Raw genomic sequence first — 14187 nt, 5'->3', positions numbered from 1 at the left:
TAGAAGCGTGAAAATATTTACACAAACATGTAATCGGATATCATCATCTGTTTAAAATATGTTATAAAGCCTAACTGAATAACGAATTAATAATTTTAGACTTAATAAAGAAGAGAATACGCTTGTGACCGCAACCCTTAAACCTTTTATCTTACTACTCGTCAGTGGCTTTTTACTCATGCTAGGTTACGGCCTGAGTAATATTTTATTGCCTGTGCGCATGCAAAATGACGGTATCAGCGTCGATAACATCGGTATCATCTTATCTATGCTATCTGTGGGTTTTTTACTGGGTGCGATTTATAGCCGTAAATTATTACAACGGGTTGGTCATATCCGCATATTTGCGATGTGTGGTAGCTTAACCTCGGTCGCGATCTTACTTTCAGGTTTATATCCAGAACCATTAATGCTTGCAGCAATGCGTATGCTAACCGGGTTTTGTATGGCCTGTGCCAATGCTACGCTCGATAGTTGGTTAAGTCACAGCGCCACAGAAGAAAGCCGTGGACGGGTATTATCAATTAACCAAATGGTGATCATGTCGGCACTGTTTTCTGGGCAATTCTTGTTAAACGTTGCACCAATCACCGATGTGACATTATTTATTATCTCAGGTATTTTATTTAGCCTTTCTATCACCCCTATCGTGATCAGCAAGCAACTGGGTCCACAAATTGAAGACAGTCAATCCATGTCCTTAATGACCATCATAAAACTATCTCCACTGGGGGTTATCTGTTGTTTTTACGGTGGTTTTCTGTACGCGGGTTTAGTTAATATGCTGCCTATCTTTGCCAGCGATAACGGTATTCAAGGCTTCAGCTTATCCATTTTTATGGGCGCATCTATTTTTGGTGCTATTATTTTTCAATATCCAATAGCCTATTTATCTGACCGCTTTGACCGTCGTAAAATCATGATCGCCATGGTATTAATCATCGCAGCATTGTCTTTATTAGTGCCGCAGTTAATTAATACTGCGCAATTTAACCTTACCTTATTAGTCATAGCTGTCGTCATGGGCTTAACCGCTTGCCTCTATCCAATGAGCATGTCAGAAACGTTTGATAAGGTATTGCGGGAACAAATTTTAGCTGCCATGGGCTCACTACTACTGATTTATGCGCTGGGTAGTATTCTCGGTCCTAATCTCGCGTCTATCGCTATGAACATGTTTGGCAGTGCAGCATTATTTTCATTTACGAGCATAACCGCCATTACCTTATTGGCTTTGATTATCGGTAATATGCTGAAGCAGACAGCGTTACCGCGCGATGAACAAGAAAACTTTATCATGCAAACGCCTTCCGGTGTGGCATCAGAACTGGATCCTAGAACGCAGTATGCACAGCCATCTTTCGAACAAACCTCTGAAGTGGAAGTAGCTATTAGTTTAGCTGCTAAAAACCCTGCGGCTGCCGTGAACATGGCCAAATCATTAGCGATGCGCGATCCTAACAACGCCTCTAACTTAGCGGCGGCATTAAGTACCATTGACGAAATTGACATCAGCCGCTTGTACCATGCAATCACCACTGCCGCACCCGAGATGAGCATACATATTGCAGAAGCACTCACCAACGCTTCGCCAGAACAAGCGGACGAATTAGTTGACTGGATCACCACCGAACGTCCTGACCAATTTACCAGTATTATTGTCGCTATCGCCAATTCAATGCCAGACAACGGCATTGATATGATGGAGCTTGCTGCCGAGAATATGGTTGAAGATCACCAAGATGAACTGCTAGAAATGACCGACCAGTACATGACCAGCCTATCTGACTCATTAGATGATATGCGTCCTGTCGATCGTACCGCAGCCGCCACTGAGCAAACTGCAACAGAGCTGTATAGCCGTTTAACCGATGTATCCCCTACCCAATCAGCCGACTTCGCCTTGGCGGTATCGGAAGCATACCCAGAATCATCAAATGTGGTTGCTGAAGCCTACGTCAGCAATCTAATTGAAAGCGAACAAGCGACACCTGGCGATGCAACGGCGAACATTGAAAGTGCGGTTAATGACTATGTAACTCAAGTTGCTGAAACCATCCCTGAATACGCTGCCGATATTGCCAGTACTATGATTGACTCGGTACCCGACATAGCCTCTGACATGGTAGAGATCTTACAAGATTCAGATGTGTTTAATGATAGTGATCTGAGTACATCGATCCAAGACAAACCAGAGCATGATGAGCTAGAAGAACAGTTGCAATATGCAGTACAAACGCAAGCAGATGAGATTGATAAGAATAGTTAAGGATTAGCGTTTAAACAGACTGAGACTAAAATGGAATAAAGTGGAATAAAAAACACTAACCAAACACAAGTGTATTTGGTTAGTGTTAAGTTCAAACCTTACAGATTAAAACAATGCTTTATTCAGCCATAGATGGCAAAGAATTGACGCGATGTAACCCAGTGCGATGACTGGTGCCCAACGTAAGTGACCTGCAAACGTATACAAACCACGTGCTTGACCCATTAGCGCAACACCAGCTGCTGAACCGATAGACAATAAACTACCGCCCACGCCTGCTGTTAAGGTAACAAGTAACCATTGTCCCAATGACATATCAGGTTCCATGCTTAGTACTGCAAACATCACTGGAATATTATCGACAATCGCTGACAAGAAACCGACTGCAACGTTAGCAACCGTGGTATCCCACGTGCCGTACATAATGCCAGACGCCAGACTTAGGTAACCCATAAAGCCTAAACCACCCACACACATGATCACGCCGTAGAAGAATAACAAAGTATCCCACTCGGCTTTTGCGACCTTGTTAAACACATCAAAGGGAACAACGCCACCAAGCTGCTGCAAAGCTTTCTGGTCATTTTCCAACTCTGCTTTCGCGCGTTTACGCTCTAACGAGATTGGTAATGTTTTACGCAGGAAGTAACCGAAGAATTGTAGATAACCTAAACCTGTCATCATACCCAGTACTGGCGGCATGTGCAGTACACTGTGCGCAGCAACTGCTGAAGCAACAGTCAGTAGGAATAACAACACAATACGCTTGGCACCACGTTTGGTATGCACGACTTCTTGTACGCCAGATAACTTAGCGTTTTTAGGAATGAAGAAGGTCATGATCGTCGCTGGTACAATAAAGTTAACCACAGATGGTAAGAATAGCGCGGCGAATTCATCAAACGCGACCATGCCTTTTTGCCATACCATTAAGGTTGTAATATCACCAAATGGGCTGAACGCACCACCCGCATTCGCGGCAACCACAATGTTAATACAGGCAAGATTAATGAACTTCTTATCTTCACCTGCAACCTTAAGCACCACAGCACACATCAACAATGCAGTAGTCAGGTTATCGGCAACTGGTGAAATAAAGAATGCGAGAATACCGGTTAACCAAAATAGGCCTCTAAGATCAAGACCTTTACTTAACATCCAACTGCGCAATGCATCAAATAACTGACGCTCTTCCATCGCATTGATGTAAGTCATCGCTACCAGTAAGAATAGCAATAGCTCTGCATACTCTAACAAGTTGTGCCTAAATGCAGTCTCAGCGAGATCAGACATGCCCAAGTTAGCATAATGCCAACCGATGAGTGCCCAAATCACACCTGCAGCCACCAACACAGGTTTTGATTTTCGTAAATGTAAGTGCTCTTCCGCCATTACCAGCAAGTATGCGCAGGTAAAGATGATGATAGCAAAATAGCCTATTCTGGATGTAGTGAGGTCAACGATTTCCCCACCGCCACCTGATGCAAACGCGAACGTTGCCGGTGCCAATCCAAACAAAATAATTAAAATAAGCTTCATTGCCATGTTATGTGCCTTCCCTCTCAAAATGATAAAAACTTGTTCAATGTATGTTATAAAATTGTTTTTCGCTATTGGCAACATCCTTTTTAGTGAGGTAATAGCTACTTTAATGTTTTTTATCAATTCATTTTTAATTAATCGTTCACGATAAATACGTTTTGACACTAATCCTGCGTGCTGATGACAATTAACAGGAAGAATCGGATAAGCCCTTGATCAAAAACTATCTATTGCCTACCATCTAGTACTTATTAATATTCATTACCGTTACTCGGCATTAGCAAGGATACCCACATTGGATCAAGAATTAAGATTAATCGTTTCCCAATGGCTCGCAGACAGCGATGCATTAAATAAAGCAGATTCAAATACTTATAATTTAATATTAATCGTACTCTGTTTGAGTTTAGCGAGCATATCTTATTGGGTGGTAAAGCGTATTGTGGTCGAAGCCATGAAAATAATGTCTGTGCGCTCTAAAGTCACTTGGGATGATACCTTTGTTGCTCATGGCGTATTAGAGAAGTTTGCTTTATTAGTGCCGCTATTAGTGATCGATTTATTACTGCCGTTATTCACGGTACTCTCCCCTTTTATCACCGAAGTCGTTGGCCGAATTCTCAGTGCGCTACTGGTGATATTATTGATACGCGGTATCTATGCGGTGCTTAATGCCATTGCCCAGATTGCAGATGAACATACAGCTACACAGCGACTTCCGGTGACCAGTTTCAATCAATTACTTAAACTGTTCTTATTCTGTGTTGCTGCCATTATTACCGTATCCATATTATCTGATCGTTCACCTATTTATTTTTTAAGTGGTCTAGGTGTAGCAACTGGTTTCATCATGATGATATTCAGAGATACTATTTTAGGTTTTGTTGCCGGAATTCAACTAGCAACCAATCAAATGGTCACTAAAGGTGATTGGATCCAAATGGATAAATACGGCGCTGACGGTACTGTTGAAGAAGTCACTCTGACCACAGTGAAAGTGCGTAACTTTGATAAAACCATTACCATGCTACCTGCTTATGCCTTGGTATCTGACGCCTTTAAAAACTGGCGAAGCATGACGGAATCAGGGGGTCGCCGTATCAAGCGTAGTGCCTTTATCGACATTCAAAGTATTGGTTTTTTAAGCCAAGAAGATATCGCGCGTCTTAGCCATGTGTATTTATTAAAAAATTACCTCGCTGATAAAAGTTTTGATATTAATACTTTTAACCTGCCTTTTAGTGACAATGAACACGCGATAAATAGCCGCGGTTTAACCAATATCGGTACATTTAGGGCATATTTACTCGCTTATTTGCAACAACATCCAAAAGTACGTAAAGACATGACGTTGTTGGTAAGACAGTTAGCACCGACGACACAAGGTATGCCAATCGAGATTTATATCTTTGCCAATGAAACCCGCTGGGCTTTTTATGAAGATATACAAGCCGATATATTCGACCATATTTTCTCGGTATTACCGGCATTTGGATTACAGGCTTTTCAACAGCCCAGTGGCAATGATATTCAAGGATTACAGCGTCAGCAATCAGCATAAGTCAAACGTATGCATATAAGCCTACTCTGGTTTTACCAGAGTAGGCTTATAATGTTATTGCCGAACAAACCTTTCTTTTATTGGTTGTTTTTATTATATTGTGAGGTACTGATAATCAACCGTAAGCTATTCAATGCAAATGACTCATGATCTTAAAATACTGCGGTTGATAAAAATAATCCCCCCTACCATTGTCATTATATTTGCCATCTTAGTTAACATTATTGTGATTAGCAATAATCAAGCAGCGCTACAAGATGACATAAAGATACTGCGCCAAGATTTCATAAAAAAAGAAAAAGAGTTAGTTAAATACCAAGTTAAACAAATATTTCAGCAAATCACTTACGAAAAAAATAATACCGAAGTATTGTTAAAGCAAGATATCAAAGCACGTGTGTATCAAGCTCATGCAATTGCGACCAGTATTTATGAACAAAATAAAGATAAATCTGAAGCGCAAGTCACCAAATTAATTTCTGATGCATTAAGAAGTGTCCGCTTTAATCAAGGCCGTGGTTATTATTTCATTTATAAAACCAATGGTATGAATGTCATGCACCCGACCATGCCAACATTCGAAGGCACCTCGAAGTGGGATTTCCAAGATGTAAGAGGTAATTACGTTGCTCGTAATATGGGGCAATTAGTTAAAAATAAAGGGGAAAGTTTTTACCGATGGTGGTTTGTTAAACCCCAAAATAAACAACAAGAGTTTGAAAAAATTGGTTTTGGTAAACGTTTTGCCCCCTACGACTGGTTTATAGGCACGGGTGAATATGTTATAGATGTCGAAAATGACATTAAACAACGTCTATTACAGCTGATTTCAAAGATACGTTATGGTAACAATGGTTACATTTTCGTTATTGATTATCAGGGTAATTATTTATCTCATTATCAAAAAGACCTTGAAGGCACGAATAGATATAACGTGCTTAACCAAAAGGGTGTAGCAACTGTTCAGCAAATTATCGACGTTGCCAAACAAGGTGAAAACTATCTGCATTATATAAGTACAGTGATGCCTAGCACCTCGAAACCAGCTGAAAAAATAAGTTATATTATGGGTTTACCAGACTGGGAATGGGCAATCGGCTCTGGGGTATATATTAGCGAAATTGAAGATTACCTCGCCACGCGCGAACAAGCCATTGGCCAACAGCATAATGAGCAGTTATCTAATATATTATGGCTGAGTTTACTCGTCACCTTATTTTTTGTGGCTTTATCGCTGGTTTTAGCGAATTACTTAGGCCGCCGATTTGCCTTATACGAAAACCAAATTAGTGCCGACTTTGCGGAATTAAATCAAATTAAAGAACAACTGCAATATCAGGCGCTACACGATTCGTTAACGACACTACCAAACCGCACGTTACTCGATATTCAGATAGAACAAGGTATTGCTCTGTCGAAGAAAAATAATAAAAAATTAGCCATCATGTTTGTCGATCTCGATGATTTTAAGAAAATAAATGATCTGTATGGCCACTCCGTTGGCGATAAGTTGCTATCAACACTCGGCACTGTATTTAATCAGCTATTGTCTCCTGGTGATAACGTCGCTCGTTTTGGTGGTGATGAATTTATCTTTTGTTTCCCAGAGCTAGACGGTTTAATCGATGCCGAGAAAAAAGTACAAAGTATCTGCGCGATCTTCAAACAAAGCTTTATGATTAATGGTAAATCAATTCATTCAAGTTGCAGTATCGGTGTGGCAATGTATCCAGATGACGGTGATGCGAGTGAGCAATTGATTAGTAAGGCTGATATTGTCTTGTATAAATCCAAGTCACAACAAAAAGGCAATTATTTATTCTTTAATGATGCGATCAATACTCAGGTTAAACACGATCTGTTACTGGAGTCTGAATTACATTTAGCGATTGAAAAAAATGAACTAGACGTGCTGTATCAGCCGCAAATTGATGTAGCCACAGGGCTTATTTACGGGGTTGAGGCATTAGTCCGCTGGTATAATCCCAAGTTGGGACATATCTCGCCAGTGGAGTTCATTAAAGTGGCAGAAGACGTAGATATGATCAATGAAATTGGCCGCTTTGTCATTGAAAAATCATTAACGGATATTTTACGCTTTAATCGCGACAGCGATATTCAGCTGCAGCTATCAATTAACATCTCTCCCAAGCAATTGATGGAACCCGATTTTGTCAGCAACCTGATTAAGATAACCACTGACATGGCGGTTGATAATAACCTAGTGACGTTGGAAATTACTGAGAATGTATTGATTAATGATTTAGCTAAAGTACAGCCGATTCTGCAATCGATCAGGGACAATGGCTTTAAGTTATCACTTGATGATTTTGGTACCGGGTACTCGTCTTTAAGCTACTTGAGTAACCTACCGATTAATGAAATAAAAATTGATCGTTCATTTATCGATAAATTGCTGACTAATGATCAAAGTGAATCCTTAGTCAAAACCATTATCGCGCTTGGAGAGCTTTGTGACGTAACAGTTATTGCCGAAGGCGTCGAAACAAAAGAGCAGTATGCTCGTCTTCATCATTATAGCTGTGACTTGGTTCAAGGCTATTATTTTGACCGTCCACTGCCATTAAAACAACTGATAACAACGTATCAAAAAAAACGCGCTATCCCAATGCTGATTAGCAGCAGGATAACGCGTTAGGCAATAAAGTCTATGCTCTGGTAATTAAAGACTTACCATTTAGAAGCGTGTGCTTAGATACGTGTACGTGTCTTAGCTTTACCTTTGCTAGGGCTACGCTGTCTAGTTGGTGCTTTCTTACCATGTAGCGGTATACCTGAACCAGCTGGCTTAGTACGGCCTTGGCCTTTACCACGTGGTTCATTAGTTTCTTCAATTTCTTTACCCAATCGACCGTCTTTCTTCGGCTTTTGACGTGCTTCATTATTTTTCAATGAACGACGGATACGGCCTTGACGAATACGTGTTTCTTTACGATCTAAGTTACGAGCAGTTGTTTCAGGTGGTAATGAAACGATAGCGCGTAAGTAGTTAATCTCATCAAGTGCAAGTTCTGACCAACCGCCACGTGGTAAACGACGATCAAGTACTAAAGAACCATAACGGATACGGATAAGACGACTTACCTGAATACCTTGAGATTCCCATAAACGACGTACTTCACGGTTACGACCTTCACTCAATAATACGTTGTACCATTGGTTAAGACCTTCGCCGCCAGTGCCTTCAGCAACACCTTTAATTTTTTGGAATTTAGCAGGGCCATCTTCTAACTCAACACCCATACGTAAATTCTGAATAATTTTTGGTGTTACTTCACCAAAGATACGACAAGAGTATTCACGTTCTACTTCGTGACTCGGATGCATTAGACGGTTTGCTAACTCACCATCTGTCGTAAATAACAATAGGCCAGATGTATTGATATCTAGACGACCAATTGCGATCCAACGGCCGCTTTTTAATGGTGGTAGACGATCAAATACAGTCTTACGACCTTCTGGATCTTTACGCGTACATAACTCACCTTCAGGTTTATGGTATGCAAGAATACGACATACGTCTTCTTCTACTGTAACAACACGTACCGGATGGCCATCAAGACGAACTTGATCCGTTTCTTCAACACGGCTACCCAATGTCACAATGTCACCATTAACGCTGACACGGCCTTCTGCGATCACAGCTTCCATCTCACGACGGGAACCTAAACCAGCACGTGCTAGTACTTTCTGTAGCTTTTCACTCATCAGTTTTCCTAAATATTAAGTTACGATCTTATTTCGCAATTAAAAAATTTTGTATGTGCAAGATATAGTTAAATATCCAACACAGTTATTTTTATTTGATACCGTTAGATATCCAATACAATTTCATCATCCATGGCGGCCAATTTAGCCAATAACGCTTCATCCAATGGGGGCAATTCTTGAATACTTTTAATACCAAAGTAATCTAAAAATTGTGTGGTTGTCGCATATAAAGCCGGTCGTCCCGGAACTTCTTTACGGCCAATCACTTTGATCCATTCCCGTTCTTCAAGGGTGTGGATCGTTTGGCTGCTCACTGCAACCCCACGAACTGCTTCAATATCACCCCGACTAACGGGTTGACGATAAGCAATCAATGCTAATGTTTCTAATGTCGCGCGCGAATATTTAGGCGGTTTTTCCTGCAACATCCGCTGCAACCAAGGCGTTAAATGTGAACGCGCTTGAAAGCGGTAACCACTGGCAACTTCCACCAGCTCGACACCTTTGCCTTGATAATCTGTCATTATCTCGGCAATGTAAGCGGCTACTTGCTGACGGCTTAAACCTTCATCGGCAAGCACATCACGACATAAAGCCGCTAATGATAACGGTTTCTTAGCAACAAAAATAGCCGCTTCGATGATCTGTTTATAAGGTGTTGTATTCACACTCAGGTCTCATACTTATTCGGCTAAGCTTAAGTATATCTCACCCAAAGGATTATTCTGGATAAGGCTAATTAAAGACTCTTTAAGTAACTCAAGGATCGCCAGAAAACTAACCACAATACCGCGTCGTCCTTCTGCAGGATCGATAACTTGATGGAAAGTTCGCACTTTACCATCTTGCAGTAATGCCAATATATGAGTCATCTTTTCACGCGTGGTTAATATCTCACGCTGGATCTGATGATGCTCAAAGTGTTCTGCTTTCTTGAGTAATTTTTGCAGATTATACGCCAAGTCTCGCAGAGATACTTCTGCTAATAACGGTGTAGTAGTAATATTTTCTAGCAGTTCTGCGTTAGCAACAAAAATATCCCGTTGGATCCGCGGTTGCTTGTCCAAATCTTCTGCTGCATTTTTAAATATTTCGTATTCTTGTAACTGTCGGATCAGCACTAAACGTGGGTCATCCAGCTCTTCTTCTGCCATTACTAATTTAGGTAACAGCAAACGCGATTTAATTTCCGCCAGTAATGCTGCCATCACCAAATATTCACCGGCTAATTCAATTTTCAACGTGGTCATCAGATCCACGTACTCCATGTACTGCGCGGTGATTTTTTGCATCGGTAATTGCAAAATATCCAGTTTTTGTTTTTTAATTAAATACAGTAATAAATCTAATGGTCCTTCAAATGCGTCTAAGAATACACTCAATGCATCTGGCGGAATAAACAAGTCCTTGGGTACTTTACGTAATAACTCGCCATTAACCTTGGCAATCGCAGTGCTAGACTCTACCACTGGTTACACAAAAGATGATGCATCACCAGCACCTTGACGGAGGATCACTGCATCCCCTTCAGAATAATCAATTACTGTTGTCACTTGCTCACCTAAATAACCACCATTAATGATCAGTTCGACTTGGTTTTCAAGTTGATCGCGAATAGCTTCAGGATCAAACTCAGCGCCTTCATTACCCGGTAATATCAACGATGTTGACATCATAGGTTCACCTAGCGCTTCAAGTATGGCTAATGCAATCGCATTGTCAGGCACACGAATACCGATGGTTTTACGTTTCGGATTCATTAAACGACGCGGCACTTCTTTAGTGCCTTTAAAAATAAAGGTAAACGGACCTGGGGTATTATTTTTAAGCGCGCGGTAAGCACTATTATCAACACGTGCATACGACGACAGCTCAGATAAATCACGACACAATAAAGTAAAGTTATGCTCTTTATCTAACTTACGAATTTTACAAATACGCTCTAACGCGGCTTTGTCACCAGTATGACAACCTAACGCATAACCCGAATCTGTCGGATAGATGATTACACCACCGTCACGTAATATAGCCACGGCCTGACTGATTAAACGCGCTTGCGGATTATCAGGATGGACGTAAAAAAATTGACTCATAATAATGATTCCTTAACTGTTGAATGACCTTTGCTGATACTGCTTAACGGCTGCTTAGCCATTCAACTCATGCTTAATTACGTTTAGTTACGCTTAAGCATCTTGCCCCACTTAAGCACTTTGCTCAGCAGTGGAGACTCGTTTCGTATCTATTTCAGGCCACGACGACCACACAGGGGTGCAATCTTTAGGGATATATAAATTTCGACCTAACTCTGTCCAGCTGCTTGGTCGATGAAAATCAGAACCAACAGACCCAGATAAATTATAATCGCGGGCATAAGTAGCCAGCTGAGTACGCTCGGTAATACCTTGTTGTGGCTGCCCTACTTCCATGGCATCACCACCCGCTTCTGCAAAGGCAGTGAGTAATCTTTTAAACCACTTAGTTGACAGTTTATACTGCAGCGGATGAGCCAGTACAGCTTGGCCACCAGATTGATGAATTATTTCAATCGTTTGTTCAATTGTTGCCCAGTTGGGTGGCACATAACCAGTCTTGCCTTTGGCTAAGAAACGTTTAAATACATTTTGGAAGGTATTTTCAACGCCTTGCTCAACCAAGTATTGAGCAAAATGGCTACGCGTAATACTAGCATCACCAGCCAGCGCTTTTGCGCCGTCATATGCACCAATAATACGTGCTTTAGCTAAACGATTACCCATTTCCACGGCGCGCTCTTCACGCTTATTACGCTGCTCCGCTAAAAAAGCCTGTAACGCTGGGTTAGCGATGTCTACATTTAAGCCGACTACATGAATTTCATGATTTTGCCAGTTAGTTGAAACTTCAACTCCATTGATTAACGTCAGCGGCAGTTGCATCTCGGCAATAGTCTCATGTCCTTCCTGCAGGCCGTCAGTGGTATCGTGATCGGTAATAGCAAACACATCAACGCGACGTTCAACCGCACGTTGCACCAATTCAGCTGGACTTAAAGAGCCGTCAGAGGCGGTAGTATGAGAATGTAAGTCGTATATCATAAAAATAAAGCGTATCCAGCGATAAAGAGTGTCAAAAAAGAAACAATAAAGTCCCATTATAAGTTTTATTTAACAATTTCACACAAATATTAATAAATGTATTGACAGTAATAGCCCAAAACGCATAAGTTTAACCTACTTAGATAACTTTATGGCTCAGAAGCAATGCAAATTATTACAAACCAAACAATCAGTTGGTGGTGGCACATTCCTCTTTAAACGGGCATGTGATTTTGTGATATCTGCAGTAAATGTAAATCTACAAAAATAACAAACATTAAAGCCCGTTTCATTGAAACGGGCTTTTTTATTGGAAATTTTAGCACTCTAAAGCAAGGAAAGTACTATGACGCAACGATTAGCGCCAGGTAAATTACATTCAATTCAGCAAGATTGTCCGCACATTGATGATCCCCTTGCATTCTACCGTCACATGTATCGCCCAAGCGGTAACAGCTTATTATTAGAATCTGCTGACATCGTTACCAAAGCCGCACTGCAAAGTTTAATCTTGCTAGATGCTGCGGTTAAAATCTCTTGTTTTGGCCGCACGGTTCAATTCAGTGCATTAACCAAGAATGGTGAAAATTTACTGCCATTCTTAGCTGGCGAATTTACTGCCCAGTTTGGTGCCGATACCATTACATCTCTGAGTCATAACCAATTAGCATTAAGCTTTGCGCCGACAGACGACAGTCTCGATGAAGATTCTCGCTTACAGTCATCATCACCGTTCGATGCACTGCGCACCATTATCCAGCGCGTCATTCCAGAAACTCCGTTTCACGAAGCGTTATTCTTAGGCGGCTGTTTTGCCTATGACATGATTGCCAGTGTTGAAGAATTACCTAAAGTACCGGATGGCGCTAATATCTGCCCTGACTTTGTATTTTATGTCGCTGAAACTTTAATTGTCATTGATCGTCAAACCCAACAATCAAAGTTAATTGGTAGCGTATTTGGTGGCGAGCACTTTGCTACGGCATTGAACGAAACGGAAGCAAAACTAGCCCGCATCCAAACCGAATGCACAACGGTATTAGCCGCTAACACCGACATTAAAACCGCAGACCTAACACTCAACGTCGATATCAGCGACAGTGAATTTTGCGCAACGGTAGAAGGATTAAAGGACTACATTCGTAAAGGTGATATTTTCCAAGTTGTACCATCACGTTGCTTTAACCTACCTTGCCCTGATTCACTTGCTGCTTATGAAAAGCTCAAGCAGACGAACGCAAGTCCGTACATGTTCTACCTCAACGATTCAGACTTTGTATTATTTGGTGCATCACCAGAAAGTGCATTGAAATATGATGCACAAAGCAATGACGTTGAGATTTACCCAATTGCTGGCACACGTCGCCGTGGTTTCCGCGCTGATGGTTCGATTTGCCCAGACTTAGATGGTCGTATTGAATTAGAACTTCGCCAAGATAAAAAAGAAACCGCAGAACACATCATGCTGGTTGATTTAGCCCGTAATGACGTCGCCCGCATTAGTCAGCCTGGCACCCGTTATGTCGCCAACCTGTTAAACGTTGACCGTTACAGCCACGTGATGCATTTAGTGTCTCGTGTTAAAGGTAAACTACGTAACGACCTTGATGCTCTGCATGCTTATCAAGCGTGTATGAACATGGGTACCTTAGTCGGCGCACCAAAGATCCGCGCCGCTGAATTGGTACGTCAAGTTGAACAACAACGCCGTGGTAGTTATGGCGGTGCAGTAGGCTATCTAACTGGTGATGGCACTATGGATACTTGTATTGTTATTCGTTCGGCATTTGTAAAAGACAACACAGCCTATGTACAAGCAGGCGCTGGTGTGGTTTACGATTCCAACCCACAAGCAGAAGCCGATGAAACCCGCAGTAAAGCGGCGGCAGTATTAAATGCCGTAGCACTCGCGCAAGGTTCATCACTGGCTGCGATCATGACAGCACAAGCTAACTCAAACACAAACTATTCAAGCACAACTAGCAACGCTAAGTAACGGAGGCAAC

General features: G+C 41.5%; 10 protein-coding genes. 4 read left to right on the top strand and 6 right to left on the bottom strand.

Features of this window, described 5'->3' with window-relative positions; all coding sequences use genetic code 11:
- The first annotated feature begins 124 nt into the window (after window positions 1–124).
- On the top strand, window positions 125–2269 hold the full coding sequence (locus tag CXF93_RS03365; protein WP_101061029.1) for an MFS transporter: 2145 nt from the start codon (window positions 125–127) through the stop codon (window positions 2267–2269).
- Between the two features lie 105 nt (window positions 2270–2374).
- Here CXF93_RS03365 and nhaD read toward each other — a convergent pair whose 3' ends face one another.
- Window positions 2375–3814 (bottom strand): sodium:proton antiporter NhaD, encoded by a 1440-nt coding sequence (nhaD, locus tag CXF93_RS03360; protein WP_101061027.1) that lies wholly within the window; start codon window positions 3812–3814, stop codon window positions 2375–2377.
- A gap of 292 nt (window positions 3815–4106) precedes the next feature.
- On the opposite strand from nhaD, the gene CXF93_RS03355 reads away from it, so the two are divergent.
- Both CXF93_RS03355 and CXF93_RS03350 read left to right on the top strand, forming a co-directional pair.
- Window positions 4107–5372: a mechanosensitive ion channel family protein gene (locus tag CXF93_RS03355; protein WP_101061025.1), complete on the top strand. Its 1266-nt coding sequence runs from the start codon at window positions 4107–4109 to the stop codon at window positions 5370–5372.
- A gap of 226 nt (window positions 5373–5598) precedes the next feature.
- Entirely contained in the window at window positions 5599–8031 is a 2433-nt protein-coding gene (locus CXF93_RS03350) for a cache domain-containing protein (protein WP_232784090.1), read from the top strand.
- Between the two features lie 53 nt (window positions 8032–8084).
- Here the strand turns inward: CXF93_RS03350 and rluB are convergent, their stop codons facing one another.
- From rluB to CXF93_RS03325, 5 genes are all read right to left on the bottom strand, one after another.
- On the bottom strand, window positions 8085–9101 hold the full coding sequence (rluB, locus tag CXF93_RS03345; RefSeq protein ID WP_101061023.1) for a 23S rRNA pseudouridine(2605) synthase RluB: 1017 nt from the start codon (window positions 9099–9101) through the stop codon (window positions 8085–8087).
- A 104-nt stretch (window positions 9102–9205) separates the two neighbouring features.
- Entirely contained in the window at window positions 9206–9778 is a 573-nt protein-coding gene (gene scpB / locus CXF93_RS03340; RefSeq protein WP_101061021.1) for an SMC-Scp complex subunit ScpB, read from the bottom strand.
- 9 nt (window positions 9779–9787) lie between these two features.
- Complete coding sequence (locus tag CXF93_RS03335) at window positions 9788–10573, bottom strand: ScpA family protein (RefSeq protein WP_101061019.1); 786 nt, start codon at window positions 10571–10573, stop codon at window positions 9788–9790.
- Window positions 10574–10576: 3 nt separating this feature from the next.
- On the bottom strand, window positions 10577–11197 hold the full coding sequence (locus CXF93_RS03330; RefSeq protein ID WP_101061017.1) for an L-threonylcarbamoyladenylate synthase: 621 nt from the start codon (window positions 11195–11197) through the stop codon (window positions 10577–10579).
- A 111-nt stretch (window positions 11198–11308) separates the two neighbouring features.
- Window positions 11309–12181: a PHP domain-containing protein gene (locus CXF93_RS03325; RefSeq protein WP_101061015.1), complete on the bottom strand. Its 873-nt coding sequence runs from the start codon at window positions 12179–12181 to the stop codon at window positions 11309–11311.
- A 346-nt stretch (window positions 12182–12527) separates the two neighbouring features.
- Between CXF93_RS03325 and CXF93_RS03320 the strand changes: the two genes are divergently transcribed.
- Window positions 12528–14177, top strand: coding sequence for an anthranilate synthase component 1 (locus tag CXF93_RS03320; protein WP_101061013.1), 1650 nt, complete (start codon window positions 12528–12530; stop codon window positions 14175–14177).
- Window positions 14178–14187: the final 10 nt, after the last annotated feature.

The sequence above is a fragment of the Moritella sp. Urea-trap-13 genome, from assembly GCF_002836355.1.
GTDB lineage: Bacteria > Pseudomonadota > Gammaproteobacteria > Enterobacterales > Moritellaceae > Moritella.
The sequence above is the reverse complement of the archived record's forward strand: the minus strand, read 5'-3'. Positions and strand labels throughout refer to the sequence as shown.

What these genes read in the sequence shown, in the direction of transcription:
- nhaD (WP_101061027.1), bottom strand. Translation starts at nt 3,814, where the DNA reads ATGGCAATGAAGCTTATTTTAATTATTTTGTTTGGATTGGCACCGGCA.
- rluB (WP_101061023.1), bottom strand. Translation starts at nt 9,101, where the DNA reads ATGAGTGAAAAGCTACAGAAAGTACTAGCACGTGCTGGTTTAGGTTCC.
- CXF93_RS03330 (WP_101061017.1), bottom strand. Translation starts at nt 11,197, where the DNA reads ATGAGTCAATTTTTTTACGTCCATCCTGATAATCCGCAAGCGCGTTTA.
- CXF93_RS03325 (WP_101061015.1), bottom strand. Translation starts at nt 12,181, where the DNA reads ATGATATACGACTTACATTCTCATACTACCGCCTCTGACGGCTCTTTA.
- CXF93_RS03320 (WP_101061013.1), top strand. Translation starts at nt 12,528, where the DNA reads ATGACGCAACGATTAGCGCCAGGTAAATTACATTCAATTCAGCAAGAT.